Below are 24,340 nucleotides of genomic sequence, written 5' to 3'. Positions count from 1 at the left end.
TTAGCCGAACAGCCAGACCAGCACCGAGAGCGTCCCGATAGAGACCACCGTCGAGGTGAAGACGTTCAGCGAGGCGAAGGCCGCGTCCCCACCTAGCTCCGTCGTGTAGACGTACGTCGAAACGGCGGTGGGCGCGCCGAACATCACGACTGCCGCGCCGAGCGCCGTCGCATCGACCGGAAGCGAGGAGTACACCAGCCACGCCAGCGCTGGCATCCACAGCACCTTCAGCCCGACGACGCTGACGGTCTCCTGTACGTCCGACAGCGGGAGGTCCGTATCCAGCGTCGCGCCGATACACAGCAACGCGACGGGCAGCGCCAGCTCCGCCGGCACCCCGAGCGCCTGTATCAGCGTCTCGGGCACCGACAGCGACAGGACCGACGCCACGATACCGGCCGTGAGCGCGATGAGCACCGGGTTCGTGAGGAGCTTCCGGCACTCCCCGAGCAGTGAGGCGTCGCTGCCGTTGATGCGGACGAGCAGAAACACCGTCACCGGGACGTGCGTGACTGCGCCGATGCCGAGGATGACGCTGGCGACGGCCGTCGCGTCACTTCCCATCGTCGCCGCCACCAGCGGGAGGCCGAGAAATCCCATGTTGCTGTGGTACGACTGGACGACCGACACGCTCCGCCGGCCCGCCGACTCCAGTCGCCTGTGGACGACCCAGCCCAGGACGACCGTCAGCGCGATGACGGCCCAGAAGCCCGCGAGCAACGCCGGCGAGATGATTTCCTGCAGCGGTCGGTCGTACGTGGACCGGAATATGAGCGCCGGGAGCGCAACGGTAAACACGAGGGAAGTGAGCACTTCCGTCCGTCGCTCGGTCAACAGCCCGAGAGCGCCGGCGGCCACGCCCGCCGAGAGAAACGCGACCATGAATCCGAGCTGTCCGAGAACGGCCATATTGCCGCTCAGTCGGCTCGACCTTTTCACCCTTTCGTCCCGGGCAGATGTGGCAGTCACCGCCCCGATCCGTGGTCCGACAGCACGACAACAAGCCTTTACCCGCGTGGTCGCGTATCTCGGTCCAACAATGGTACTCGACGATCTTGGGAGTTCGCTCCGGGGGACGCTTGACGACCTCCGGGGGAAGTCCCGCCTCTCCGAGGAGGACATCGCGGACATCGTCAAGGAGATCCAGCGGTCGCTGTTGCAGGCCGACGTGGACGTCGGGCTCGTACAGGACCTCTCGGACAGCATCGAGACGCGCGCCCTGGAGGAGGAACCGCCGGCGGGCACGACGCCGCGGGACTGGGTCCTGCGAATCGTCTACGAGGAACTGGTCGATCTCGTCGGCGAATCGACCGACCTGCCCCTGGAGGAACAGACCATCATGCTCGCCGGCCTGTACGGGTCGGGGAAGACGACGACGGCCGCGAAGATGGCCTGGTGGTTCTCGACGAAGGGGCTTCGACCGGCAATCATCCAGACCGACACGGACCGGCCCGGCGCGTACGACCAGGCCAAGGAGATGGCCGAGCGCGCCGAGGTCGACTTCTACGGCGACCCCGACGAGGACGACCCCGTGAAGATCGCCCGCGAGGGGCTGGAAGCGACGGCGAACGCGGACGTTCGCATCGTGGACACGGCCGGTCGTGACGGTCTGAACGAAGAGCTCATCGAACAGATCGAGCGAATCGAACAGGAGGTCCAGCCCGACCGGGACCTGCTCGTGCTTGACGCGGCGATGGGCCAGAGCGCCAAGAGCCAGGCCGCCGACTTCGAGGCGGCAATCGGCATCGACGGCGTCATTATCACGAAACTCGACGGGACGGCGAAAGGTGGCGGCGCGCTCGCCGCCGTCAACGAGACTGACTCAACCATCGCCTTCCTCGGCGCCGGGGAGACGGTCAAGGACATCGAGCGGTTCGAGCCCTCCGGGTTCATCTCCCGCCTGCTCGGGATGGGCGACCTCAAGCAGCTCACCGAGCGCGTCGAGCGCGCCATGGAGGAGACCCAGGAAGGCGACGAGGAGGACTGGGACCCCGAGGACATGCTTGAGGGGCAGTTCACCCTCAAGGACATGCGCAAGCAGATGCAGACGATGAACAACATGGGGCCGCTCGATCAGGTGATGGACATGATCCCCGGCCTGGGTGGCGGCCTGATGGACCAGCTCCCGGACGACGCGATGGACGTGACCCAGGAGCGGATGCGCGATTTCGACGTGATCATGGACTCGATGACCGAGGAGGAACTGGAAAACCCCCGCGTCGTCGGCCAGTCCCGGACCGAGCGTATCTGTCGGGGCTCGGGCAAGCCCGAGGAGCGGGTGCGCGAACTCCTCCAGCAGCACAAGCAGATGGAGCAGATGCTCAAGCAGTTCCAGGGCATGGGCGACGGCGACATGGAGCGGATGATGAAACAGATGCAGCAGGGCGGCGGCGGAGGCGGTGGCGGGATGGGCGGCATGGGTGGCGGCGGTATGGGGCCGTTCGGCGACTGAGTCTTCTGGGTTTCGGGAGAAAACTGTACGCCCGGGCGTCATTTTTGGGGTGTCTGAGCGCGAAATACGGGCCAGAACTAAGGGTTGGCCCGTCCTACGGATGAAGCGAGCATGTACGAAATTGTCGCTGGGATAGACAAGAGTGAGGCTCGTGGGACTGCCATCGCGGAAGCGATAACCGAGATACCGATGGACGCCAGCCAGGTTCGCGTCACACTGTTGCACGACTTCGAGGAGAACCCAGAGGGGGCGTCCGTCGACCAGGTGTCCTCCGTGCGCCGGGCGCGGGAAGTCCTCGAGGACGCCGGCGTCGAGGTAACCCTAGAGGAGTCGAGCGGCGAACCGGCCGACGCGATCCTCCGGCTGGCTGACGAGCAGGACGCCGACATGATCGTCGTCGCCGGACGCAAGCGGACGCCGACGGGCAAGGTGCTGTTCGGCAGCGTCACACAGAGCGTGATCCTGGGCACGGACCGCTCCGTGCTGGTCTGTAGCGGCGAAAAAGACTAGCGCCGCAGTCAGAGGCCGTACACTTCTTCAACCCGTGCAGCGAGCGGCGACGGATCCGTTCGGCCAGTGATCCGCTCGACGGGTTCGCCGTCCTCGAACAACACGACGGCGGGTGCCGCGTTGACACCGACTGACCGACAGAACTCGGGCGACCGCTCGCCGGCGACGCCGCCGACCGGGACGCCCTCGGGAAACGCGGCCAGGACCTCGTCTAACTGCGCTTTCATCGCTTCGCAGGGGTCACAGAACAGTTTCCACACGGTGACGACACACCGGTCGTGAGCGTCGACGAAGGCCTCGTAGCTGTCGTCGTCTAAGTGTTCGACCGCGTCGGGGACCGGCGTCTCCGGCCCCAGTTCGGTCGCCATCTGTGCCATCGTCGTCAGTTCCACGGTGGTGTAGGAGCCGTCGACGTTCGACCGCAGGGTCAGGAACGTGGCGAACTCCTCGCGGGACACGTCGAGTTCGTCGACTCGTTCGGCCGCTACGGCGGCCGAATCGAGGCCGAACACGTCGGCGACGGACTCGTGGAACTCCGTGTCGCCCATCGTGACGTAGGTGTCGTAGTACACCTCGCGGTCGGCCTCGAAGGCCTCCGTCGTGCTGACTTCGTCCGTTTCCTCGTCGACGACGACGACACCTTCGTCCTCCAGTGCGTCGAGCAGCGCTTCGGCGGATTGGGTTTCCGACATTCAGACACCCAGGTACTTGTCGCGCGTCTCTTGATCGTTCTGTAGTTCCTCGGCGGGTCCCTTGAACACCACTTGCCCGCGGTCCAGCACGTAACACCGGTCGGCGATCTTCATCGCCGCCACGGCGTTTTGCTCGACCAGCAGTATCGTCGTGCCGTCTTCGCTGATGCGTTCGATGGCGTTCTCGACGGACTGGATGATCTGCGGGGCCAGCCCCTCGTATGGCTCGTCGAGCATCAACAGGTCGGTGCTCTGGTGAAGCGCACGGGCGATGGCGAGCATCTGCTGTTCGCCGCCCGAAAGGGTTCCGGCCTTCTGGGACCGGCGCTCGTCGAGCCGCGGGAAGTACTCGTAGATTTCCGCCGTCGACATCCCTTCGTCGCGGAAATCGAGCTTCCGCCGCCAGGTGTTGGTCTTGTTGCGGACCGTATCCGCGAGGTGCAGGTTCTCCGCCACAGTGAGGTCGGTGAACACGCGCCGTTCTTCGGGCACCAACGAGATACCGCGGACGGCGATATCCTCCGGCGGCTGGTTGGTGATATCCGTCCCGTCGAACTGAATCGTGCCACTCCGGACGTCCGGCGGCGTCGCCCCGGAGATACACCGGAGCGTCGAGGTCTTCCCCGCCCCGTTGCGGCCCAGCAGGGCCGTGATTTCGCCGTCGTCGACGTTCATCGATACGTCCTGGATGATGTGGCTCTCGCCGTAGTAGCCGTTGATGTTGTCCACGTCGAGCAGCGTCATTCTTCGACACCTCCGAGGTAGGCTTCCTGCACAGCGGGGTCGTCCTGCACTTCGTCGGGCGTCCCCTTCGCGATAACCGAGCCGCGGTTGAGGACGACGATGCGGTCGGAGATGTCGAAGACGATCTCCATGTCGTGTTCGACCAGCAGGAACGTCAGGTCGAGCTCCTGCTTGACCCGCTTGATCAGGTCGACGGTCGATTTCGTCTCGTCGGGGCTCATCCCGGCGGTCGGCTCGTCCATCAGCAACATGTCCGGTTCGGCGGCCAGCGCGATGCCGAGTTCGAGCCGGCGCTTGTTCCCGTAGTCGAGGCTGTCGGCCTGGTTCTCCCGCTCGTCGTACAGGCCGACAGATTCGAGCACCTCGTCGGCCAGTTCGTCCACTTCCGGGTAGCTGTTCTGATGCCGGAAGAAGTTGAACCGGAACGAGCCGTGCTCGGCCGCTAACGCCGCGATAGTGGCGTTTTCCTTGACCGTCAGCTCCGGGAAGATCGAGGCTGTCTGGAACGACTTGCTCATTCCCCTCTGGACGACCTCGTGGGGGTCCATCCCGAGGATGGAGTTCCCCTGGAACATGATTTCCCCGTAGCTCGGTTCGAGTCGCCTGGTGACGAGGTTGATGAACGTCGACTTCCCCGCACCGTTGGGGCCGATGAGGCTCACGCCCTCGCCCTGTTCTATCTCCAGGTCTACCTCGTCGACGGCCGTGAGGCCGCCGAACTGCTTGGTGAGTTGCTCGGTTTCGAGGACTGTCATTCTTCGTCACCTCCGACAACCATGTCACGGACGTACTCGATACCGCCCCAGATGCCCTCCGGGAAGAGGACGATGGCGACGACGAAGACGACGCCGAGGATGAGGTGCCAGAAGGGCCCAAGCGTCGGGAACCCGCTGACGATGTTCTCGATGTACAGGTACAGACCGGCACCGAACAGCGGTCCGAACAGCGACCCGACACCGCCGAGGACGGTCATGATGACGATGCGACCGGACTCGGTCCAGTACAGCGACTCCAGGGGCACGTAGTTCCCCTCGATTGCGAACAGGCTCCCGGCGATGCCGGCGAAGGCCGCCGAGATGACGAACGCCATCAGCTTGTACCGCCAGACGTTCAGGCCGACGAACTCCGCCCGCCGCTCGTTCTCGCGGATCGCGCGGAACACGGTCCCGTACGGTGAGTGAAGGATGCGGTTCGCCATCGCGACCGACAGCACCGTCATGACGGCGACGAACACGTACAGCATGTTGTCGACTAGCATCGACAGCGGGAACGGCACCCCGCCGTGGATGTCGATGACGCCCAGCAGGTGCCCGATATCCACGGAGGTGAAGCCGTTCTCACCGTTCGTGAGGAAGGCCAGCGGCGACGCCGCCAGGTAGAAGGACATCTGGCCGAACGTCAGCGTCAGGATAGCGAAGTAGATCCCGCCGCGGCGCAGCGACAGGAAGCCGACAATCCACGCCAGCAGGACCGCGAACACCGTGCCGGCGAGCAACACCAGCAGCGGCGAGCTACTGACGCTCGCACTGAAGATACCGGCGGCGTAGGCCGCCCCACCGAAGAAGGCGGCGTGGCCGAACGACAGCAGGCCGGTGTACCCCAGCAGGATGTCGAACCCGACGGCGAAGATGCCGTAGATGAGCATCAGCGTCGCCAGCTGCGTGTAGCCGTCGAGGTAGTTGTTGAAGAGGAACGGGAAAACGGCCACGCCCACGACCGTGAGCAACACCGTCGAGATCTCCCGGTCGCGGAAGCTGGCCCACCGGTCGCCGAGGCCGCCGGTGACCTCCGCGTCAGCGTCGGCCGCCGCCGTGGCGGTCGCGTCTCGGGGTTCGTCGCTCACGAGACATCCACCTCCGAACCCAGCAGGCCCTGCGGACGCACCAGCAGGACGATGGCCGCGAGCGCGTAGATGCCGACCTGACTCCAGCCGGCGTAGCCGGTCTGGATGAGCAACACCTGTAGGGTTCCCAGCATCAGCCCGGCCACGACGGCCCCTTCGATTTTCCCGACGCCGCCGATGACGACGGTCAGGAACGCCGGAACCAACTGTTCAGTACCGATGTTGGGGTTGACGTTGGCGAGCGGGCCGCCGACGACGCCGGCCACGCCGGCGAGTGCGGCACCGATGCCGAAGACGACGAGGTACGGTCGGCTCAGTTTGATTCCGAGCAAACGAACCATCTCGCCGTCGAGGGTACCGGCCTGGACGATGAGGCCGAAGTCGGTGTACTCGACGAGGGCGTACACGCCCAGGACGAGGACGGCCGTAATCGCGATGACGCCGAGCCGCCAGCGCGGGAAGTTTCCGATGACCGGCAGCGCGATGGGGCCGGATGCCCACGAGGGCTGTGGGAACGGCTGGCTGTTCCCGCCAAGCATCGCCCGAAGCAGTTCTTGGACGATGATCGCGAGCCCGAACGTCACGAGAATCTGGTCGGTGTCGGGGCGGTCGTAAAACGCCTGTGCGACGAACCGCTCCATCAGGAGACCGATAATGAACACGACAATCGGTACGATGACCAGTGCAGCGATGAATCCCAGTTCGATGCCGTATGACTGGATCCCCCATGCTGCTAACTGGCCGTCGTTCAGCGGTACCTGGGCGGTTATGAACAGCCCCAGATACGCACCGATGAGGTACAACGCTCCGTGAGCGAAGTTGACAAACTTCAGTGTCCCGAGGATAATCGACAGTCCAACTGCGAGCAGGACGTAGATCGCGCCCTGTTGCAGCCCATTCAATAAGATGGTGAGGATGTCCGCGAGTAGCGTCACGCTGGACTCCCCCCACCGCACTCTTCTCGTAGTATTTGCGTATTCCTAATCATGCTAGTTTTTGTGTATCAAGTAAGGCGAACTCATGCACTATAAATCATGAGGGGACGGTCCCCTGTCCGGATTACGGCCTATTCGTCCCCGTACTCACCGAGTTCGCACTCCGCGGCCGGCCCGGAATCGCAGCCGTAGCCGACGTCGTCTCGGGACGTGATCTCGACAATGTCGATGAAGTTCCCGTCCGACTGTTCGCTCTCCGGCAGTCCCTGGGCGACCGGAATCGCCCGCTGGGCCTGGTGGTCACAGGCTCGCATCGTCTCCTCGCCCATGCCGATGTTGCTGTACTCGTAGTCCTCCAGTTCGCGGATAATCTCCGGCGGGTAGAACGTGCCCGCTCGTTCGGCGGCGGCGGCGTACTGGAGCGTCTGGGCGTAGGCGAGCTGGGCCGGTCCGGAGGGGACGCGGTCGTACTCGTTCTGGAACGCCTCCGTGAACGCGTTCGAGGGCTCGTTGTCGATCTGGGAGTCCCAGGCGATGGTCCCATAGATGCCCTCGATGGAGCCACCGGCGGCCTGTGCCATCGGGCGGTTGTACAGCGGCACGACGATCTCCATGTTTTCGTCGATACCGGCGTCGACGGCCTGTGAGACGGAGTTCGCGCCGTCCAGCCCGTAGTGGTTGAGGACGAGTACGTCAGCGCCGCTGTTTGCGGCCTCCGAGAGATACGAGGAGAAGTCGCTGGTCCCGAGCGGCGTCGCCACGCTGTCGACCTCTTCCCACCCGATCTCCGAGAGGAACTGATTCATCGAGTCCTGCTGGGTCTGCCCCCAGGAGTAGTCGGCGTACAGCTGGTAGAAGGAGTTGTCCGAGCCGTACTCGCTTTCGAGCACCGGCGCGAGCGCCTGGCCGGTCATGTACGCGTTGAACATCTCCCGGAACCCGTACCGGGCGCAGTCTTTCCCGGTCGTGTCGTTGGAGTGGGTCAGACAGGCCATGAACATGACCCTCTCCGTCTGACAGAGGCCCTGCACGGCGATGGCCACTGCGCTGGACGAGCCACCCGAGATCATCACCACGTCGTCACGGTTTATCATCCGCGAGGCGGACTGTCGGGCGGTGTCGGCGTCGGTCGCCGTGTCGCCGTTCACCGAATCGACCGTGTACCCGAGGACGCCGTCGCCGCTGAGGTCCTCGAAGCTGTCCACCCAGCCACCCCCGTTGTTGAGGTGCTTTTGCGCGAGTTCGTACGCTCGGAGTTCGTCCTGTCCCTCCGAGGAATACGGCCCTGACTGTGGAACGTTGAACCCGAACGTGACCGTGTCGCCCTCAACCGGGAAATTGCCAAGCGCCGGGTAGTCGTCGCCGCCGTCTCCGCCACCATCGCCACCGTCTCCGCCACCATCGCCATCGCCACCGTCTCCGCCACCATCGCCACCGTCGCCACCGGAACAACCGGCCAGTCCCGTCAGACCTGCCACACCTGCGACGCCCGTACTCTTCAGCAACTGTCGTCGGTTGACCGAACTGCCATTAGTTGGCATGTTCCATAGGGTGTCTGAATCCATCATAATAGTTTCGGTAAGTTAGTCAGCGATTTCATATCTGGAGACCGACACGTTCCGGCTGAATGGCGATCCGTAGACTTATTTCGACTTGAATGGTTTGTTATACCATGGCGTGGTGTATGGGGCGACTGCTACTCGTCATTGCCGTCGTCGTGACCGCGGGCTGTGGGGGGTTCGGGTTCAGCGACGGCGACGGTTCGTCGGCATCGGTGACTCCCGCCCCAGTGCCGACCAGTTCCGCGACCACGTACCCGACCGGCGTCGGATCGACGGGTATCACCAGCCCAGCGCTCCTCGGGTCCGCTCACGGGGACCGTCTCAACGGAACCGGATACACCCTGACGATGAACCGGACCGTCCGGTATGCGAACGGGTCGTTACGGTCACACCTCCGGGTCCACGTTGCGCTGGACGCGAACCGGACGCATCTCGCAAACATCTCCGTCCGCGGGCACGCGGCCCCGGTGCTCCTCGGTCGGCCGCCGGCGACCGCGTCGTTCTGGTCCGACGGCGACACGTACCTTCGCCGACTCGTGCGGGACAACCGAACTATCTACAACGAGTACGTTCCGCCCGACAGCTACGCCGGCACGTGGCGCTACTGGGTCCACACCGCGGCGTTGAACGGCCGCCCCGCCGCCGACGTGACTCGGACTGTTGCACCGTTCCACACTCGGACCATGCAGTCCCAGCAGTCAGCTGGGACCGTCTACGTCATCAGGGGCGACCGGCTACGGGAAAACACCACGTCGACAGCGTGGGCCGCCCGGGAGAACGCGACGCTCGTCGCCCACGTCACCCGGTCGGGACTCGTTCGCGACTACCGGACCGAGTACACGACGGTCACGGACGACGGCGAACCGGTCACGGTCACCAGAACTGTCAGGTTTACCGCCGTCGGGAACACGACGGTCGGGCCGCCGCCGTGGCGCGACAGGGCGCAGTCGACTCGGGGTTGAAGGGTCGCCAACGCTATCAGGGGGCTTTTTTTCGCTCGCCGTCTTTCGGCCTGCAATGACTGTCCGCGAGGTGGCACTCGAAGCCTACCGGGAATCGCTCCCGGTGCTGGCCCTCAGTGCAGTCGGCGGCCTCTTCGCGGGCGTCGTCCTCGGCGGCATGGACGCGGAGTTACAGGACGTCGCCGGCTTGCTCGTGCTCGTGCCGGCGCTGCTTGCCACCCGGGGGAACGTCTACGGCTCGCTCGGGGCCCGCCTCGGTTCGGCGCTCCACCAGGGGCTCATCGAGCCGACGTTTTCGTTCGACGACGACCGCGTCAACGCGGCCGTCGCGGCGGCCCTGGCAAACGGTGTGCTCATCAGCGGCGTCGCCGCGGTGATGGCCGTCGCCCTGCTCGCGCTGGTCGGGCGACCGTCGGCCTCCCTCGCAACCCTGGTCGCCATCGCGCTTCTCGCTGGCCTCGTCTCTGGCCTGTTGCTGACTATCGCCGTCGTCTCGGTCGTGTTCGTCGGCTACCGCCGCGGGCTCAACCCCGACACGCTCGCCGGTCCGGTCGTGACGACGACGGGCGACGTGGTCGGTATCGCGACGTTGCTCGGCGCGACCCGACTAGTCCTCGCGCTGGGGGGTGGCTGAATGGCGGAGTTCGCCTCCCAGTGGTCGGTTTCGGGTATCGTCCGGACGATGTTCCCCATTCTGGTCGTGCTCACCGCTATCGAACTCGGGAGCGGCCTCGTGCTCGATACCTTCGAGGGAACGCTGCTGCAGTACCCGTCCCTGCTCGTGCTTGTCCCGGTGACAATCGGCATGGCGGGGAACCTCGGCAGCATCCTCGCGGCGCGGTTCTCGACGGCGTTTCACCTCGGGCTCCTGTCCTTCGCGGCGACTGACGACCGGCTCGCCGGTAACGCTATCGCCACCCTCGCCCTCGCGGTGACGCTGTTCCCGCTCGTCGGTGCGGGTGCGTGGCTCCTCCAGACCCTCATCGGCGGGACTGCGCTTTCCCTCTGGACGGTCGTCCTCGTCGCGCTCGTCAGCGGGAGTCTGCTGGCGGTGCTTGCCATCGTCGTGACGACGGTGACGACCTATGCGGCCTACCGGTTCGAACTGGACCCCGACGACGTGGTCATCCCCGTCGTCACGAACGTCTGTGACGTGCTGGGTGTGGTGGTGCTGTTCGGTACCGTCCGCGTGCTCGTGTGAGTTGTGTGCGCAGTATCACCCCCGAAGCGGCTGACGCTACCGATGGGCCTTTTGCGGGAAAGGCACTACTTCGAGCCGTGCAGTCGCTCGTCGCCGCTGTGCTCGGCCACCCGGCAGTCGCTGTCCTCGGAGAGGTCGCTGTCAGGGTCCTCCGTATCACGCTGTTCCTCTCCGTTGGCGTGTTCCTCGCGGAACTGGCGGTCGCGTTCGGGCTGGTCGAGAAGATCGCCGTCGTCTCGCGCTATCTCACGTCGCCGGCGAACCTCCCGGACGAGGTCGGCACCGCTATCCTGACGACGACCGCGTCGACGACCGCCGGCTACGGCATGCTCGCCGACTTCCGGGAGTCCGGCGTGCTGTCCGACCGCGCGACGATAATCGCTGTCACCATCAACACGTTCTTCGGCTTCGCCCAGCACATCATCACCTTCTACGCGCCGATCCTCATCCCCATTCTGGGCTTTCGGGTCGGGGTGCTGTACGTCGCCACGCGGGGACTCATCGCGCTGGCGATCACGCTGACCGGCATCGCGGCCGGCGCGGTGCTACTGGACGCGTCCAACGTCGGCCGGCCGAGCGCAAACACGGACCCGGCCCCCGACGGTGGGACGGCCGACGACGCAGGCGACGTGTTCGACGAGCGTCCGGACAGTCGCCGGGCGGCCGTCAGGTCGGCATTCGACGCCACCGCCGAGAAAGTCCGGGACATCCTGCCGCGGCTTGCGGCTATCTACGCTGTCGTCTCGTTACTCGTGGCCTACGGCGACGAGATCCTCGCCCTCCTCGGCAGCGACGGGGCCTCTGTCACCGCCGCCGCCGACGGGTTCGCCGGGCTGCTCGGGCTACCGGGGGCGGCCATCCCCGTCATCGCCGCGTACGCCCTCGACACGACTTCCGGGGCGACGGTCATCGCGCCGCTCATCAGAAACGGGACCTTCACCGCCCGGACCGCCGTGGCGACGATGCTCGTCGGCGGCATCATCTCCTTTGCCGTCTCGACGTTCAAACGCTCGATTCCCTTCCAGTACGGCATCTGGGGCCGGGAGTTCGGCTCGAAAGTCATCGTCGTGAACACGGGACTGAAAATCGTCTGGATCGCGCTGGCGCTGGTCGTCCTACTGTAGCGGGAAACCGGTGCCCGGCTACTCGAACGTGTAGGCCATCATCACCTCGTCGACCTGCTCCCCGTCGACGGTGTAGTGGTTCCGGCGGATTCCCTCCGTGTGCCAGCCGTGGTCTTCGAGGAACACCATCGCGTTCTCCGTGATCGCCGGCACGCTGTTGTACAGCTTCCGGTAGCCGTTGGCCCTCGCCCAGTCCAGCCCGCGCTCCATGAGCTGACTGCCGATGCCCTGGCCTCGCTGCTCCTCCCTGACGCCGACGGTGAGCTGGGCCGTCTCGCGGAGCTTGTCCAGTTGCGGGATATCGAGGTGACACCAGCCGATGACCTCCCCGTCGATCGTGGCGACGAAGAACACTCTCGATTCGACCGTGTTGTGTCGCGTGACGGCATCCTCATACAGCAACTGCTCGGCGACGCTCTCGGCGACGACGTACGTGCCGTCGCTGGACACGTCCCGAATCGTTTGAACGAGCCCCTCGAAGTCGTCGTTGTGAGCCGGCCGAATCGTGTACGTCAGCCCGTTCGTGGTGTGTTGCTCGACGGAGCCGACGTCGAGTGCCAGCGCCAGGGTCCCGCCGTCGTCCTGAATATACCCCTTCGACAGGAGGTGTGTCAGGGCCTCCTCGAACGCCTCCGGCGAGAGGTCTACCATCTCGCGGACTCTGTGCCGTGCCGCCGTCCCGTGTCGCTCGATGTGCTGATACACCTCCATCGCCGCGCTCGTCTCGAATGTCGGCCGTTCGACAGCGTCCATATCGGATAATATACTAGCAGATTATTAACAATTGTTATTTGGTAACACTAAACACGAAACGTGATGGGCGTTCTGTCCGAGCAGTCCCGGTCGAACGTGACGAGACGGCCCTGACTGGCGGCTCACGCCGTCTCCGGGATCGGATCGGAGATGACGACGGCGTCGCCTTCGATGACGCAGTTCCCCTCGGCGTCGTCGACGGCCGTGGCCAGGCGGAACCGGTTGTCCTTGATGCGCTCGACGACCTCGCAGTGGGCTGTGACTTCCTCGCCGATGTCGACGGGTCCCTGATAGCTCAGCTCCTGGGAGAGGTAGATCGTCAGTCCCGGGAGCCGCGCCAGGGCGGCGCTGATGATTCCGGACACGAGCGTTCCGTGGGCGATCCGGCGGCCGAACCGCGTCCCCTCCGCGAACTCCGCGTCGAGGTGGAGCCGGTTCGTGTCGCCGCTGGCCTCGGCGAAGGCCTCCACGTCCGCCTGGGTTATCGTCTTGGTGAACCGGACGTGGTCCCCGATGTCGATGCCGTCGGCGGTCCCGTAGCTCTCGAACGACCAGTCCTCGTTCTCGTACAGCGTGTCCGGCCGGGTGAACCGCTTTTGCTGTGACGGCCCGTCAGTCGGTCCCTTCGCCCGCGAGAGGTGCGGGATGTAATCGGAGAGGTCGGTCGTCGTGACGATACCGACGAGCGAGCCGTCCTCGACGACGGGCAGTTTCTTGACGTTGTTCGTCCGCAGTCGGTCAACGGCCGTTTCGACGTCCGCGTCAGGGGTGATCGTCACCAGCGTCTCGGCCATTACGTCACCGACTGACAGCGCTCTGGTATCGCCCTCGGCTGCGGCGACGGCGACGATGTCGCTTTCCGTGATGATGCCGACGCAGCCACCATCGTCCTCGACGACGAGCGAGCCGATGTCCTCGTCACGGAGGCGCTGCGCCGCCTCGATGACCGGCGCGTCGGGGACGATGGTTTCGACCGGCGTCCGCATAATCTCTCTGACTGGCAGCGGGACGAGCATTGTACCGGAAACCAGACATGGCAGACGTATAACAGTCCGCCCGAAGACACCGGCACCCTTGTGTCTCCGGGCACCGACATTTCGACAATGCGTCGGCTCGCGTTTGGTCTCGTCGTCGTGCTCGCGGTTGCCGCCGGTTGCAGCGGCTTCGCCGGAACGCCGTCACAGCCGGCGGGGACCGCCGTCGACGGTCAGTCGCCAGTCGACGCTCCGGAGTCTGATGTCACTGTGACCGTCACGGCCGTGGTCGACGGCGACACGATACAGGTCGCCTACGAGAACGGGACGGGCGACACCGTCCGACTCGTCGGCATCGACACGCCAGAAGTCCACACCGAGAACGACCCGGCGGAGTTCGAAGGCGTCCCCGAGACGGACGCCGGGGCGTCCTGTCTCCGCGAGGCCGGCACCAACGCCTCGTCGCTCGCCAAGCAACGACTGCTGGGCGAGACGGTCGGGCTCGCATTCGACTCGGACACGGACCGGCGCGGCTACTACGACCGGCTGCTGGCCTACGTCGTCCTCGACGGGACGCTGTTCAACTACCGACTCGTCGAGACCGGGCATGCGCGCGTGTACGACAGTGAATTCACCCGAGCCGACCGATTCTACGCGGCCGAAGACGACGCCCGCTCCGACCGCCGAGGGCTCTGGCGCTGTACGGACCCGGACGCAGTGACCCGCACAGCTATCGCCGACGGCGGGACCGAGAGTGCCAGCGGCCTCAGGATCGCGGACATCCACGCCGACGCCGCCGGCAACGATAACGAGAACCTGAACGACGAATACGTCACGCTCACGAACACCGGCGAGGCGGCGCTTGACCTGTCCGGGTGGACGGTCAGCGACGACGCGGGCCACCAGTACACGTTCACGAACCTGACCCTCGACCCGAACGCGTCGGTGACCCTGTACACCGGGAGCGGAACCGACACTACCACGGAGCGGTACTGGGGCCGGGACGGGGCGGTCTGGAACAACGACGGCGACACGGTAATCGTTCGGAACGCCAGCGGTGAGACAGTCCGCCGCCAATCGTACTGACGCCGCCCCGTTGCCACGGCAGTATAAACCGCTTGAGTGCTAACAGGGACCATGGCTATCCGCCGGCTGACGCCGACGCCCCGGGCGGTCGACTGGGGGCTGTTCGCGGCGGCGACGACGCTGCTTGCCACCGGCGTCGCTACCATCTTCGCGGGCACACCAGACGGTGCGTGGATCATCGACGTCCACGCCCTCTCCGGCGTGGTTCTGACGCTCTTGTTGCCGGTGAAACTCCGCCGCGTCTCCCACCGCGTCGCTCCGTCGCGGCTGACCGGCACCCGCGTCCTCTCGGTTGGTCTGGCTGTGGTTGTCCTGGGGGCGCTCGCTACCGGCGTCTGGTGGATATTCGGCGGCACGCTCGACCTCGGCCCGTGGGGGCTGTTTCACCTCCACGTCGCGCTCGGCCTGCTGGTCCCGCCGCTGCTGTTGGTGCATCTCCGCACCCGGTTCCACTCCCCGGCACAGGTCACCCGCGGCGGCCGCCGGGACGTCCTCCGGTATGCCGGACTGGTGACCGCCGGTGCGCTTCTCTGGCGCGTCCAGGGGCCAGTTAACGACGCCCTCGATACGGCCGGGGCGGACCGCCGGTACACCGGGTCGCGGGAGAAGGGGACCGACGACGGCAACCGGTTCCCCGTCACCAGCTGGGTCGCCGACGCCCCGGATCCGGTCGACGCGGCCGATTGGTCGCTGTCGGTCGCTGGCAGAGTCGCCGGCGAGACCAGCTACGCCGCCGCCGATCTCTCGCCGGACGCCACCGAGTCGGCGGTTCTCGACTGCACGAGCGGCTGGTACTCCGGCCACGAGTGGCAGGGGGTCCGGGTCGGCGACCTGCTCGACGCCGCCGACCCCGACGACGCGGCGGCGTGGGTCCAGTTCCGCTCTGCCACCGGCTACCGGTGGAGCCTCCCGCTGTCGGAGGCCCGAGACGCCCTTCTAGCGACGCACGTCGACGGCGAGCGACTGGCCCACGGTCACGGCTACCCGCTCCGCCTCGTCGCCCCCGGCCGACGGGGCTTCCAGTGGGTGAAGTGGGTCGAGTCGGTCCGGGTCAGCAAGCGCCGGGAACTCGGAGAGTGGCTCGCGATATTCGTGAGCGGGCTCTGATGCGGATCGCTGTCGCGATGTACCGGTGTGTGTCTTTGGGGCGGGACCGACCGGAAATACGCTACACGATCCCACACGAGTTCGCTCGTGCACTTCCCGACGGCAGTGCGGTCGCCCCTCCGCGAAGTCCTGTTGGGAAAGCGGTGGCTACCCGCGGTATCTGCCCGCTTCGGCGGCCAGATCCCGCTGAACCGTCGGTCCTCGCCGACGCAGGGCTCAGCGCAACACGGTCCTTTCAGCGCTCGAAAGAGCAGCTTACCGCTCGTAGCTGTCATTGAAGCTACTACTAACGAAGTACGGTGGCACGGTAGCGGGGGCTATGAACTGGCGGCAGCCCGCCCGACGCACCGGTCCGTCGAACGCCGCCGTCGCCCTGTGGGCGGTTGCCGTGGCCTTCTTCGGCGTCGGCGATCTCGTCACGACGCTCGTCGGCTACAGCGTTACCGGCGTGACGGAACTCAGCCCGGTCGTCAAACTCCTGCTGGAACGGCACGCGCTGTTGGCGCTGACCGGCCTGAAAGCCGCGGTGTTCGTGGGCTTTTTCGCCGTCTGGAAGTACGTCTCCTGGCCGTACTCCATCGGTGTCCCGCTCGGGCTTGCGCTCCTCGGTGTCACGGTGACGGCGTGGAACACCGGTATCATCCTCACTGCCGTTCTGGCCTGAGGCCGGCGGCCGTTTTCGGTGCCAGGGTACGCACTACACCAGTGCGCCGATAGAAGCCCAGAGGTCCGGCCCGCCGTCGTCGCCCGACTCGTAGTGAATCGGGACGAAGTCCGCGTCGCGTGCACCCTCCACGTCGGTTTCGTACTCGTTGCCGACCATCACGTACTCGTCGGCCGGCAGCTCCGCTCGAACCCGGTCGAACGGCGCGTTGTCGGGTTTGTGCGCGCCGACTTCGTAGGAGGCGACGACGAGATCGAACAGGTCGGTCAGCCCGTGGTGGTCGAGCTTGCCGACCTGCCAGTCCCGGACGCCGTTCGTGACGACCGCGAGCTGGTTGTCGGCAGCGAGTGCGGTCAGGCTGTCCCGGGCCGCGTCGGGGACGGTCGTCGATCCGTATTCAGTCTCTCTGAGTGTCTCGACCAGCGCATCAAGGTCTACGTCCGCCCCGGCCGCTTCGGCGACGGCGGCCATCGACTGTCGGTACGGCTCCGGCTCCAGTGCCTCGAAGGCCGTATAGAACACGTCCTTGCTCACGGCCCGGAGCTCGTCCGTGTACTCGATGCCGTGGTCCTCGACCGTCCCGCGGATGATGTTCTCGTATGGTTCCGGATAGTGGACGAGCGTATCGTCGAGGTCGAAACAGATGGTCGTCGTCATGTGTCGTCGTCGTAGACCGGCTGGCCGTCCTCTGTCGGCGGCGCGACGTAGTCGATGTACTCCTCGGCGCTTGGTTCGTGGACGCTCACGTTCACGTGGATATCGCCCAGTTCCGAGGGCTCTCCGACGGCAAAGTTGACCCGTCCCTCGAAGGCCGCCTGCTTCTTCACGTCGAACGCGAAGGTGTCGCCCTCCAGGTTGTCGAAGAAGACCGACCGGGCTGTATCCAGTATCTCTCGCCGGTGGAGCAGCTCGGAGAACCCGTCCATCGTGTGGAATTCGGCGACGAGTGCACCCTGCTGGTGGGTCGGGTCGGCCTCCGGGAAGAGGTTCCGGACCGCATCGGCGACCCGGTCGGTTACCTCTGTGTCGTTGACGGGGGCTTCGATCCGGATGTCGACGGAATAAACGGCGCTCATTGGTCGAGTACCTCCGGACCGTCCCGGATCAGTGTACGGATCTTTCGCTGGAACGCGGCCAGCGTCTCCGTGTTCTCGATGGTCCGGTCGGCCATCTCCATGGCCTCGCCCATTCCGAAGCCGAGTTCGCGAGCGTCGCGGTCCTCCAGGGATTCGCCGCCCTCTTCCGCCGTGGCGTCCCGCCCGCGGAGGTCCAGGCGGTCCGCTCGCAGTTCGAAGGGGGCGTCAATCTCGACCAGCAGGAACCCGTCGCCGAACGCCGCTTCGAACGTCTCGACCTCCACGTCCGACCGGATGCCGTCGACGAGAACGGTCTCGCTCGATTCGAGTTCGCGCTCGATCATCGGGAGCGAGCGCTCGGCAATGGCGGCGGGGCCGTTCTCTTCCCGTAGGGCCTTCGCGACCGTCCCGTGGTCCGACGCGGGGTCTAGCCCGCGGTCACGGCACTCCTCGCGGATGACGTCGCCCATCGTCACGACCGGCACGCCCATCTCGGCGGCGACGTTCGCTGCCTCGCTTTTCCCGCTGCCCGGCAGCCCGACGATACCGATAACTGTCATTGCCGGGCGTAATCGAGCAGCGGGCAAAAGCCCTCCCGTTCGGCCTCACCGCTCGCGGACGACGACGAACTCCGCGAGGTCCCGCAGGTACTCCATCGACTGGGAGTCCGGCGCGTCGATGGTCGACAGCGACTCCAGCGCGGCGTCGGACTCGGCCCGCGCCCGCTCGTTTGCCTCCTCGGTCGTCAACTCCGTCACTTCCACGAGCGACGGTCGCTCCATTTCCGCGTCGGTCCCGGCCGGCTTGCCCAGGGTTTCGGCGTCCGCTGTCGCGTCGAGCACGTCGTCGCGCATCTGGAAGGCGACGCCGACCCGCTCGGCGTACCGGCCGACCGCCTCGACCGTGTACGGGTCCGAATCGGCGGCAATCGCGCCCAGTTCCGCCGCCGCGCGGAACAGCGCGCCCGTCTTCCGGCGGGCGAGTTCCATGTACTCCTCCTCGTTTGTCGGCTCCGCGACCAGCTCCATCGCCTCGCCCTCGCCCAGTTCGACCATCGACTCCGAGACGGTCTGCATGGCGCGCTCGTCCGTCGAGAAGAGGGCGAACGCCTCGCCGAGCAGGCCGTCGGAGGCGATGATGGCCGGGCCGTGGCCGAAGGCCTCCCAGGCGGCCGGGGACCCCCGCCGGAGTTCAGACTCGTCGATGATGTCGTCGATGACCAGCGAGGCGTTGTGGACGAGTTCGATACCGACCGCGAAGTCGACGGCATCGGCCGGCTCCCCGCCCAGCGCCTCACACACCAGCACCGTTACCGTCGGCCGTACCCGCTTCCCGCCGGAGAGTGCCACGTGGCGGACTTCGTCTGCGAGCTCGTCCGGTTCGACACTGTCGAGGACAGCCTCCAACCGCTCCTCGACCTGGTCCCGCCGGCGCTCGAGATACTCCATTACCGCCCCCTTAGGACTACCATAAAAAGTACCTTGTCACCCGCGATTCGGTGCGTGACGGCTACTGGAACTGTTCGGTGAGCGCCGGGACGACCTCGAACAGGTCGTCCTGGATGCCGTAGTCGGCGATGTCGAAGATCGGGGCGTTCGGGTCGGTGTTGATGGCGACAATCGTCTCGGCGCCTTTCATCCCGGCGACGTGCTGGACGGCCCCGGAGATGCCGATGGCGATGTACACGTCCGGGGTGACGACTTTCCCGCTCTGGCCGACCTGGCGGTCCTTCGCCAGCCAGCCGTTGTCGATAAGCGGCCGCGATCCCGACACCGTCGCGTCCAGCGCCTCCGCGAGATCGTAGATGATGTCCAGGTTCTCCTCTTCCTCGATCCCGCGGCCGACCGAGACCAGCACGTCGGCGTCGGTGATGTCGATGTCGCCACCGCCGACCTCCTCGAAGCCTTTCACCGTGGACCTGACCGCGCTCTCGTCGATGGTTGCGTCGAACGCCTCGATGGCGGCGTCACCGCCCGTTTCGATGGTCGGCCACTCGGCCGGACGGATGGTCACGGCCGCCTGGTCGGCGTGGACGTCGATAGTCGTCTCGGCTTTCGAGCCGTACAGTTCCCTGGTGGCGGTGAGTCCGTCCTCGGCGTCGATATCGACCACGTCGGTCACGAGCGGCCGGCCCAGCCGGTTTGCGACCGCCGGCGCGTAATCGAGGCCGTTGACGCTGTTGGGCATCAGCAGCACGGACGGCTCCAACTGTTCGGCCAACTGCGTGACGACCTGCGTGTACACGTCGTGGTTGAACTCCTCGCCGATGTCGACGGTGTGGACGGTGTCGACGCCCTCGCGGTTCAGCTCCGCCCCGAACGCCTCGACGTCGCCGCCGATAACGGCGGTGTGGAGCTCGGCGCCGAGTTCGTCTGCGAGGTCACGACCGGCCGCCAGCTGCTCTACGCTCACTGGGCGCAGTTCGCCGCGACGGTGTTCGGCGATAGCGAGGACCGACATCAGCTGGTCACCCCCTTCTCCGCGAGCAGTTCAGCCAACTCGGCCGCCGTCTCCTCGGGGCTCCCTTCGAACACCGTTGCCTCGCCCTCGGTTTCTGGCTCGTACAGCGAGGTCTGTTCTAGCGGGCTCTCGATCCCGGTCGCGTCCAGGCCGAGGTCGGCCAGGCTGTACTCCGCGAGTTCCTTGCTCTGGGCCTGCCGGATGCCCCGAAGGCTCGCGTAGCGGGGGTCGTTGATCCCGGTCTGTATAGTCAACACGGCCGGGATCTCGATATCGGTGAGTTCCTCGATGCCGCCCTCCAGTTCCCGGTGGACGCTGGCGACACCGGCTTCCAGGTCGAGCTCGAGGTCGTTGACGACCGCGCCCCACTCCATGTCGAGCTTATCGGCCAGCGTGACGCCGGTCGCCCCGAACCCGTCGTCGGCGGACTGGACGCCGGTCAGCACCAGGTCGGGGTCTTCCTCGGCCGCGACGGCGGCCAGGATCTCGGCTTTCGTCTCGGGGTCCAGCAGGCCAGCGTCCTCGAGTGCGTCGTCCCAGACGCGGGTCGCGCGGTCGGCCCCTTTCGCCAGCGCCTGCCGGATCGTCTCGGCGGTCTCGGACGGGCCGATGGTGGCGGTGACGACCTCGACGTCGTCGTGGGCCTCCTTTATCTGGACGGCTTCTTCGACAGCGTACTCGTCCCACTCGTTGAGGTCGGCCGTGACGTAACGGTCGTCGATAGCGAGTCCGTCGATCTCGAACTCGTCGTCGACGGCGGCCACCTCCTTCACCGTGACAAGGATTTTCATACCCTGCAGTCCGACCGGACAGCGAATAAACGTTTTCGAACCAGAAACCACGCCCGGGTCGTTTACACTCGACGGGCCCGGGCCGTCACTCGTCGAAGTCGGTGATGTCCTCGTCCGGGAACGAGATGAGGTTCTCCCGACCGATACGGAGCTTGTCGATGCGGCCCTCCTCGTCCATCGACGAGAGCAACTGGGACACTTTCGCGTTCGACCAGCCCGTCTCGGAGACGATGCGGGCCTGCTTCATCCGCCCGCCGTTCTCTTCGAGGAGCCGTTCGACGCGCTCCTCGTCGCTCAGGAGCTCCACGTCGACATCGTCCGCGGGTGCCGCGTCGTTCGCTGCCGCTGCTGTGCCGGTACTGGTGCCGTCGCCGTCATCGGACGACCCGCCCCGGACCGACGGCAGCCCATCGGCGTACCCCGATTTGAACATGTAGCCGACCGCGCCGGCGAGCAACACCATCAGCACCACCCCGCCGAGCCAGGCCGGCCCGATGCCGCCGAACATCGACTCAGGGGTTTCCGCTGGCGTCTCTGTGGTCGGTTGTTCGCCGGTGTAGACGACCGATAGATATCCCGGTTCGAACGTCCGTTGTCCCTCGAAAATCAACTTCCCATCGTCGACGGCGCTGGGGGCGCTCTCCACCCCGTACCCCGGCGGCGGCGAGATGACGAGTCGCTGGTCCGCGGTCAGCGTCCCGAACCACGTGCCGTCCGTGGAGTTGAACGCGTCGCCGACGACGATGTTCTCGCCGTCGACGGTTGCGAAATTCGTCCACGTGAACTCGAGGATGAGCTGTCCTTTGCGATCGGACACCTCGTACCGACGGTCGACATCGGTGATATCCATCTCGCGACCGGTGACGGCGCTGGCCTCGTCGTTCGCTTCTCGGAATGCTGGCAGCCACACCGCCTCGCCGTCCTCGCTCGCGAACTGTTCGCCAGTGTCTCTGAACGCGTCAGTCTCGGTCTCGTCGAGCGCGTAGGTGTCTGTTATCGTCCACTTAGCATCGCCGTTTGACTGTATCTGCAGGGCAAACGTCGTGTTCTCCGCCACCGGTGTCGGCGTCCCGGTCGTCTGCTGGGCGGGGACGGTATCTGTCGTCGCCGCTGTCGCAAGCGGCGGTGTCGCCAACAGGGCAAACAGGACAAGGAGGAGGAGGGCACCTGATACCCGCGGGGTCATTCTCGTTCATCGATGAACAGCCTGGGGGCAAAACCCTTTCCATCCAAGAATAAAACGTCAGCGCACGCTTTGAAAGGTCTCGTGCCTTCTCAGGTGATAGTAGAGATATGGAGAATGGGGGGATTTTTGTAGGGTGGGCAAGTATTCAACGGTGATGCGTCCCCTCCCCGCAGTCGGTGTGATCCTCCTCGTGGTCGTTTCGATGGCTGCTCCGGTGGCCGGGTTCGCCCAACCGGCCCAGACCGCTGACGGTAGCGACCAGTTGCCACAGATCACGGCCGTTGACAACACGACGAACCATCTCGCGATCCCCGCCAGCGACGTCAGATCGACGACGTACAACCGCTCTTCCCTCGATGTCGGGGTCGCGGTCGCGGCCGGGTCCCGCGACCTTCGGAGCGACTACGCGACGACGAACTTCGAACGGCAGTTCTTCCAGCAGGACAGTGAGGCCGCCCGCGACCGGCTCGTTGACGAGACACTGACAGATATCGAAACCCAGCGAACGAGTTTAGAGCGACGAAACCGGATCGCGACCCAGCAGTACGCCAGCGATGCGATAACAGCCACGCAGTTCCTGCGACAGCGCGCACTCGTCGACGCCGAGTCCCGCCAACTGACCGACCGACTCGAACGTGTTCGGACGGCCGCCGGCACTGCACCGGACTACTCGCTGTCACCGGAGCAGCGGTTCCGGCTGGAAAACAACAGAGGCGTGCTCAGGACGTACCGCGGCCCGATTAGCCAGCGAGTCAGTGCTGAAACCGCCGGAACGACCGACCCGAACGCGGTGTACGTTGAGGCGTCATCGGAGGGATACATGCTGTCGACGGTCTCTAATGGTCAGTACGCGCGTGAGACGTATCTCGGTCAGGACCGTGATCAGACGGCGACAGACCAGTTCGCCCAGACCGACGACCCCCTCGGTGCGGTCAACACGCGGGCGGAGAACCTCTACCCGTGGCTCTACAGCGAGCAGTACCCGTCCGTCCAAGCCTACGGCCGGAGCGCCATCTACCAGATCCAGGCCGACCATCCGAACGGACAACTCACCGCCTACCTCGACGGCGGCACGACGAACGTCTTCTATGAAACCCAGCACCTCGAACTGACGACCGTCGACCGGTCGGAAGTGGCGACGAACGTGAACGAGTCGGTCCGCGTCCGCGTCCAGCAGTCCTTCGAGTCCGGACCGCTACTCGTCACAGTCACCGACAACAGCACGGGCTCCACGGCGGATGCGACCGTCAGAATAAACGGCAAACGGATCGGAACGACCGGCGCGGACGGCGCCCTCTGGACGGTTGAGCCTCGCGGCGAGTACACGGTCACCGCAACCACACAGGATGGTGATCGGGTCCGGGTCCCTGTCAGCGGGTCGGCGTAGCCAGCGAAAAAGCGACCACTCGCTTCGCTCGCGGCCGATGATTACTCCGGTACTTCCGCAACCGTCGTAATCGCGCGCGGACTCCCCGGTCGGGACTGCTAAACCACCTTTTTCCGGTTCGGGTGACCGCCGGTCACCGCTCACCGCAAAAACGTGGGCGAAAAAACGGCCACTCGCTGTGCTCGTGGCCGCGGATTACTCCGGTACTTCCGCAACCGTCGTAATCGCGCGCGGACTCCCCGGTCGGGATTGTTGAATGTGGTGTTCGAACTCCTCGAACCCGGCCTCGGTGAACATCCGGTCGGCCTCCTCCTCGTCGTAAAACAGCATGATGGCGTCGGCCATCTTCTGGAAGACCGTCGAGTTCGGGTAGTCGGGACCGACGATGAGGACTTTGCCGCCGGGTTTGGTCAGCCGCCGGCACTCGGCCAGCGCGTCGACGGGGTTGGGCCAGTACTCGATGGACCCCGAGGACCACACCGCGTCGAAGGTGTCGTCCTTGAACGGGAGCCGCTCGGCGTCACCGAGATGGTAGCGGACGTCGCCGAACTTGCCGAACTTCTCGTAGGCTTTCGAGAGCTGGTGGGGGCTCTGGTCGAGCCCGTACACCGTATCGACGTGTTCGAGCAGTCCCTCGGTGGCGAAGCCGGTGCCACAGCCGACATCGAGGACCATGTCGTCGGGCGAGAGGTCGAGCATCGCGATCGCCTCGTCGCGCATCCGCTCGTCCCAGATGAAGGGGTTGATCTGGTCGTACACCTTCGAGAGGTACTTGTAGAACGTCCGCGCGCGGGCCTTGTTCTCGAGGACTCCCATTACTGCCGGTTTAGG

27 protein-coding genes are annotated in these 24,340 nt (G+C 65.6%); 10 read left to right on the top strand and 17 right to left on the bottom strand.

All coding sequences use genetic code 11. The annotated features are described in order from the left end of the window. Positions 1 to 909, bottom strand: coding sequence for an AEC family transporter (locus tag ACY9XZ_RS04270; RefSeq protein ID WP_463455819.1), 909 nt, complete (start codon positions 907 to 909; stop codon positions 1 to 3). 130 nt (positions 910 to 1,039) lie between these two features. On the opposite strand from ACY9XZ_RS04270, the gene ACY9XZ_RS04265 reads away from it, so the two are divergent. Together ACY9XZ_RS04265 and ACY9XZ_RS04260 are read left to right on the top strand one after the other, a co-directional pair. After that, the gene (locus tag ACY9XZ_RS04265; protein ID WP_463455818.1) at positions 1,040 to 2,452 is read left to right on the top strand and encodes a signal recognition particle protein Srp54; all 1,413 of its coding nucleotides are present in this window, start codon (positions 1,040 to 1,042) and stop codon (positions 2,450 to 2,452) included. A 111-nt stretch (positions 2,453 to 2,563) separates the two neighbouring features. After that, on the top strand, positions 2,564 to 2,962 hold the full coding sequence (locus ACY9XZ_RS04260; protein ID WP_463455817.1) for a universal stress protein: 399 nt from the start codon (positions 2,564 to 2,566) through the stop codon (positions 2,960 to 2,962). A gap of 8 nt (positions 2,963 to 2,970) precedes the next feature. On the opposite strand, the gene ACY9XZ_RS04255 is transcribed toward ACY9XZ_RS04260, so the two are convergent. The 6 genes from ACY9XZ_RS04255 to ACY9XZ_RS04230 form a co-directional block, all read right to left on the bottom strand. Further along, positions 2,971 to 3,654: a thioredoxin family protein gene (locus tag ACY9XZ_RS04255; protein WP_463455816.1), complete on the bottom strand. Its 684-nt coding sequence runs from the start codon at positions 3,652 to 3,654 to the stop codon at positions 2,971 to 2,973. Continuing rightward, positions 3,655 to 4,398 (bottom strand): ABC transporter ATP-binding protein, encoded by a 744-nt coding sequence (locus tag ACY9XZ_RS04250; RefSeq protein WP_463455815.1) that lies wholly within the window; start codon positions 4,396 to 4,398, stop codon positions 3,655 to 3,657. Next, the gene (locus ACY9XZ_RS04245; protein ID WP_463455814.1) at positions 4,395 to 5,153 is read right to left on the bottom strand and encodes an ABC transporter ATP-binding protein; all 759 of its coding nucleotides are present in this window, start codon (positions 5,151 to 5,153) and stop codon (positions 4,395 to 4,397) included. The genes ACY9XZ_RS04250 and ACY9XZ_RS04245 overlap by 4 nt, the downstream gene beginning before the upstream one ends. Next, entirely contained in the window at positions 5,150 to 6,241 is a 1,092-nt protein-coding gene (locus tag ACY9XZ_RS04240; RefSeq protein WP_463455813.1) for a branched-chain amino acid ABC transporter permease, read from the bottom strand. Before ACY9XZ_RS04240 ends, ACY9XZ_RS04245 begins: the two co-directional genes overlap by 4 nt. Beyond that, the gene (locus ACY9XZ_RS04235; RefSeq protein ID WP_463455812.1) at positions 6,238 to 7,176 is read right to left on the bottom strand and encodes a branched-chain amino acid ABC transporter permease; all 939 of its coding nucleotides are present in this window, start codon (positions 7,174 to 7,176) and stop codon (positions 6,238 to 6,240) included. The genes ACY9XZ_RS04240 and ACY9XZ_RS04235 overlap by 4 nt, the downstream gene beginning before the upstream one ends. A 131-nt stretch (positions 7,177 to 7,307) precedes the next feature. Next, on the bottom strand, positions 7,308 to 8,717 hold the full coding sequence (locus ACY9XZ_RS04230) for a substrate-binding protein (RefSeq protein WP_463455811.1): 1,410 nt from the start codon (positions 8,715 to 8,717) through the stop codon (positions 7,308 to 7,310). A 131-nt stretch (positions 8,718 to 8,848) separates the two neighbouring features. On the opposite strand from ACY9XZ_RS04230, the gene ACY9XZ_RS04225 reads away from it, so the two are divergent. The 4 genes from ACY9XZ_RS04225 to ACY9XZ_RS04210 all read left to right on the top strand — a co-directional run bounded on the left by ACY9XZ_RS04225 (position 8,849) and on the right by ACY9XZ_RS04210 (position 12,025). After that, positions 8,849 to 9,700, top strand: coding sequence for a hypothetical protein (locus tag ACY9XZ_RS04225; protein WP_463455810.1), 852 nt, complete (start codon positions 8,849 to 8,851; stop codon positions 9,698 to 9,700). Between the two features lie 55 nt (positions 9,701 to 9,755). Continuing rightward, positions 9,756 to 10,334: a magnesium transporter gene (locus ACY9XZ_RS04220; RefSeq protein WP_463455809.1), complete on the top strand. Its 579-nt coding sequence runs from the start codon at positions 9,756 to 9,758 to the stop codon at positions 10,332 to 10,334. Next, positions 10,335 to 10,901: a magnesium transporter gene (locus ACY9XZ_RS04215; RefSeq protein ID WP_463455808.1), complete on the top strand. Its 567-nt coding sequence runs from the start codon at positions 10,335 to 10,337 to the stop codon at positions 10,899 to 10,901. A 77-nt stretch (positions 10,902 to 10,978) separates the two neighbouring features. After that, positions 10,979 to 12,025: a nucleoside recognition protein gene (locus tag ACY9XZ_RS04210; RefSeq protein ID WP_463455807.1), complete on the top strand. Its 1,047-nt coding sequence runs from the start codon at positions 10,979 to 10,981 to the stop codon at positions 12,023 to 12,025. A gap of 18 nt (positions 12,026 to 12,043) precedes the next feature. Here the strand turns inward: ACY9XZ_RS04210 and ACY9XZ_RS04205 are convergent, their stop codons facing one another. Both ACY9XZ_RS04205 and ACY9XZ_RS04200 read right to left on the bottom strand, forming a co-directional pair. Continuing rightward, a complete protein-coding gene (locus tag ACY9XZ_RS04205; protein ID WP_463455806.1) occupies positions 12,044 to 12,778 on the bottom strand; it encodes an N-acetyltransferase family protein in 735 nt (244 codons plus the stop codon). 122 nt (positions 12,779 to 12,900) lie between these two features. Then, a complete protein-coding gene (locus tag ACY9XZ_RS04200) occupies positions 12,901 to 13,794 on the bottom strand; it encodes a CBS domain-containing protein (RefSeq protein ID WP_463455805.1) in 894 nt (297 codons plus the stop codon). Positions 13,795 to 13,881: 87 nt separating this feature from the next. On the opposite strand from ACY9XZ_RS04200, the gene ACY9XZ_RS04195 reads away from it, so the two are divergent. The 3 genes from ACY9XZ_RS04195 to ACY9XZ_RS04185 all read left to right on the top strand — a co-directional run bounded on the left by ACY9XZ_RS04195 (position 13,882) and on the right by ACY9XZ_RS04185 (position 16,609). Further along, positions 13,882 to 14,838, top strand: a complete 957-nt coding sequence (locus ACY9XZ_RS04195; RefSeq protein WP_463455804.1) for a lamin tail domain-containing protein — start codon at positions 13,882 to 13,884, stop codon at positions 14,836 to 14,838. A gap of 51 nt (positions 14,839 to 14,889) precedes the next feature. After that, a complete protein-coding gene (locus tag ACY9XZ_RS04190) occupies positions 14,890 to 15,945 on the top strand; it encodes a molybdopterin-dependent oxidoreductase (protein ID WP_463455803.1) in 1,056 nt (351 codons plus the stop codon). A gap of 319 nt (positions 15,946 to 16,264) precedes the next feature. Further along, complete coding sequence (locus ACY9XZ_RS04185) at positions 16,265 to 16,609, top strand: hypothetical protein (protein ID WP_463455802.1); 345 nt, start codon at positions 16,265 to 16,267, stop codon at positions 16,607 to 16,609. A 33-nt stretch (positions 16,610 to 16,642) separates the two neighbouring features. Here the strand turns inward: ACY9XZ_RS04185 and ACY9XZ_RS04180 are convergent, their stop codons facing one another. From ACY9XZ_RS04180 to ACY9XZ_RS04150, 7 genes are all read right to left on the bottom strand, one after another. Then, entirely contained in the window at positions 16,643 to 17,266 is a 624-nt protein-coding gene (locus ACY9XZ_RS04180; protein WP_463455801.1) for an HAD family hydrolase, read from the bottom strand. Then, positions 17,263 to 17,685, bottom strand: coding sequence for an RNA-binding domain-containing protein (locus tag ACY9XZ_RS04175; protein ID WP_463455800.1), 423 nt, complete (start codon positions 17,683 to 17,685; stop codon positions 17,263 to 17,265). The genes ACY9XZ_RS04180 and ACY9XZ_RS04175 overlap by 4 nt, the downstream gene beginning before the upstream one ends. Beyond that, positions 17,682 to 18,245, bottom strand: a complete 564-nt coding sequence (locus ACY9XZ_RS04170) for an AAA family ATPase (RefSeq protein ID WP_463455799.1) — start codon at positions 18,243 to 18,245, stop codon at positions 17,682 to 17,684. Before ACY9XZ_RS04170 ends, ACY9XZ_RS04175 begins: the two co-directional genes overlap by 4 nt. Before the next feature lie 45 nt (positions 18,246 to 18,290). After that, positions 18,291 to 19,133, bottom strand: a complete 843-nt coding sequence (locus tag ACY9XZ_RS04165; RefSeq protein WP_463455798.1) for a polyprenyl synthetase family protein — start codon at positions 19,131 to 19,133, stop codon at positions 18,291 to 18,293. Positions 19,134 to 19,194: 61 nt separating this feature from the next. Beyond that, entirely contained in the window at positions 19,195 to 20,145 is a 951-nt protein-coding gene (locus ACY9XZ_RS04160; protein WP_463455797.1) for an electron transfer flavoprotein subunit alpha/FixB family protein, read from the bottom strand. Beyond that, on the bottom strand, positions 20,145 to 20,936 hold the full coding sequence (locus ACY9XZ_RS04155; RefSeq protein WP_463455796.1) for an electron transfer flavoprotein subunit beta/FixA family protein: 792 nt from the start codon (positions 20,934 to 20,936) through the stop codon (positions 20,145 to 20,147). Before ACY9XZ_RS04155 ends, ACY9XZ_RS04160 begins: the two co-directional genes overlap by 1 nt. An 85-nt stretch (positions 20,937 to 21,021) precedes the next feature. Further along, a complete protein-coding gene (locus tag ACY9XZ_RS04150; protein ID WP_463455795.1) occupies positions 21,022 to 22,122 on the bottom strand; it encodes a helix-turn-helix transcriptional regulator in 1,101 nt (366 codons plus the stop codon). Between the two features lie 154 nt (positions 22,123 to 22,276). Here ACY9XZ_RS04150 and ACY9XZ_RS04145 point away from each other — a divergent pair, with 154 nt between their 5' ends. After that, complete coding sequence (locus tag ACY9XZ_RS04145; RefSeq protein ID WP_463455794.1) at positions 22,277 to 23,509, top strand: DUF7094 domain-containing protein; 1,233 nt, start codon at positions 22,277 to 22,279, stop codon at positions 23,507 to 23,509. Between the two features lie 195 nt (positions 23,510 to 23,704). Here ACY9XZ_RS04145 and ACY9XZ_RS04140 read toward each other — a convergent pair whose 3' ends face one another. Then, on the bottom strand, positions 23,705 to 24,325 hold the full coding sequence (locus ACY9XZ_RS04140; RefSeq protein WP_463455793.1) for a methyltransferase domain-containing protein: 621 nt from the start codon (positions 24,323 to 24,325) through the stop codon (positions 23,705 to 23,707). Between the last annotated feature and the right edge of the window lie 15 nt (positions 24,326 to 24,340).

The sequence above is a fragment of the Haloarcula sp. HT12 genome, assembly GCF_055271655.1.
Note: the sequence above shows the minus strand (reverse complement) of the source record. Positions and strands in the feature narration are given on the sequence as shown.

Coding starts and splice junctions, on each gene's coding strand:
- ACY9XZ_RS04270 (WP_463455819.1), bottom strand. CDS start 909: ATGGCCGTTCTCGGACAGCTCGGATTCATGGTCGCGTTTCTCTCGGCG.
- ACY9XZ_RS04265 (WP_463455818.1), top strand. CDS start 1,040: ATGGTACTCGACGATCTTGGGAGTTCGCTCCGGGGGACGCTTGACGAC.
- ACY9XZ_RS04260 (WP_463455817.1), top strand. CDS start 2,564: ATGTACGAAATTGTCGCTGGGATAGACAAGAGTGAGGCTCGTGGGACT.
- ACY9XZ_RS04255 (WP_463455816.1), bottom strand. CDS start 3,654: ATGTCGGAAACCCAATCCGCCGAAGCGCTGCTCGACGCACTGGAGGAC.
- ACY9XZ_RS04250 (WP_463455815.1), bottom strand. CDS start 4,398: ATGACGCTGCTCGACGTGGACAACATCAACGGCTACTACGGCGAGAGC.
- ACY9XZ_RS04245 (WP_463455814.1), bottom strand. CDS start 5,153: ATGACAGTCCTCGAAACCGAGCAACTCACCAAGCAGTTCGGCGGCCTC.
- ACY9XZ_RS04230 (WP_463455811.1), bottom strand. CDS start 8,717: ATGCCAACTAATGGCAGTTCGGTCAACCGACGACAGTTGCTGAAGAGT.
- ACY9XZ_RS04225 (WP_463455810.1), top strand. CDS start 8,849: ATGGCGTGGTGTATGGGGCGACTGCTACTCGTCATTGCCGTCGTCGTG.
- ACY9XZ_RS04220 (WP_463455809.1), top strand. CDS start 9,756: ATGACTGTCCGCGAGGTGGCACTCGAAGCCTACCGGGAATCGCTCCCG.
- ACY9XZ_RS04215 (WP_463455808.1), top strand. CDS start 10,335: ATGGCGGAGTTCGCCTCCCAGTGGTCGGTTTCGGGTATCGTCCGGACG.
- ACY9XZ_RS04205 (WP_463455806.1), bottom strand. CDS start 12,778: ATGGACGCTGTCGAACGGCCGACATTCGAGACGAGCGCGGCGATGGAG.
- ACY9XZ_RS04200 (WP_463455805.1), bottom strand. CDS start 13,794: ATGCTCGTCCCGCTGCCAGTCAGAGAGATTATGCGGACGCCGGTCGAA.
- ACY9XZ_RS04195 (WP_463455804.1), top strand. CDS start 13,882: ATGCGTCGGCTCGCGTTTGGTCTCGTCGTCGTGCTCGCGGTTGCCGCC.
- ACY9XZ_RS04190 (WP_463455803.1), top strand. CDS start 14,890: ATGGCTATCCGCCGGCTGACGCCGACGCCCCGGGCGGTCGACTGGGGG.
- ACY9XZ_RS04185 (WP_463455802.1), top strand. CDS start 16,265: ATGAACTGGCGGCAGCCCGCCCGACGCACCGGTCCGTCGAACGCCGCC.
- ACY9XZ_RS04180 (WP_463455801.1), bottom strand. CDS start 17,266: ATGACGACGACCATCTGTTTCGACCTCGACGATACGCTCGTCCACTAT.
- ACY9XZ_RS04175 (WP_463455800.1), bottom strand. CDS start 17,685: ATGAGCGCCGTTTATTCCGTCGACATCCGGATCGAAGCCCCCGTCAAC.
- ACY9XZ_RS04170 (WP_463455799.1), bottom strand. CDS start 18,245: ATGACAGTTATCGGTATCGTCGGGCTGCCGGGCAGCGGGAAAAGCGAG.
- ACY9XZ_RS04165 (WP_463455798.1), bottom strand. CDS start 19,133: ATGGAGTATCTCGAGCGCCGGCGGGACCAGGTCGAGGAGCGGTTGGAG.
- ACY9XZ_RS04160 (WP_463455797.1), bottom strand. CDS start 20,145: ATGTCGGTCCTCGCTATCGCCGAACACCGTCGCGGCGAACTGCGCCCA.
- ACY9XZ_RS04155 (WP_463455796.1), bottom strand. CDS start 20,936: ATGAAAATCCTTGTCACGGTGAAGGAGGTGGCCGCCGTCGACGACGAG.
- ACY9XZ_RS04150 (WP_463455795.1), bottom strand. CDS start 22,122: ATGACCCCGCGGGTATCAGGTGCCCTCCTCCTCCTTGTCCTGTTTGCC.
- ACY9XZ_RS04145 (WP_463455794.1), top strand. CDS start 22,277: ATGCGTCCCCTCCCCGCAGTCGGTGTGATCCTCCTCGTGGTCGTTTCG.
- ACY9XZ_RS04140 (WP_463455793.1), bottom strand. CDS start 24,325: ATGGGAGTCCTCGAGAACAAGGCCCGCGCGCGGACGTTCTACAAGTAC.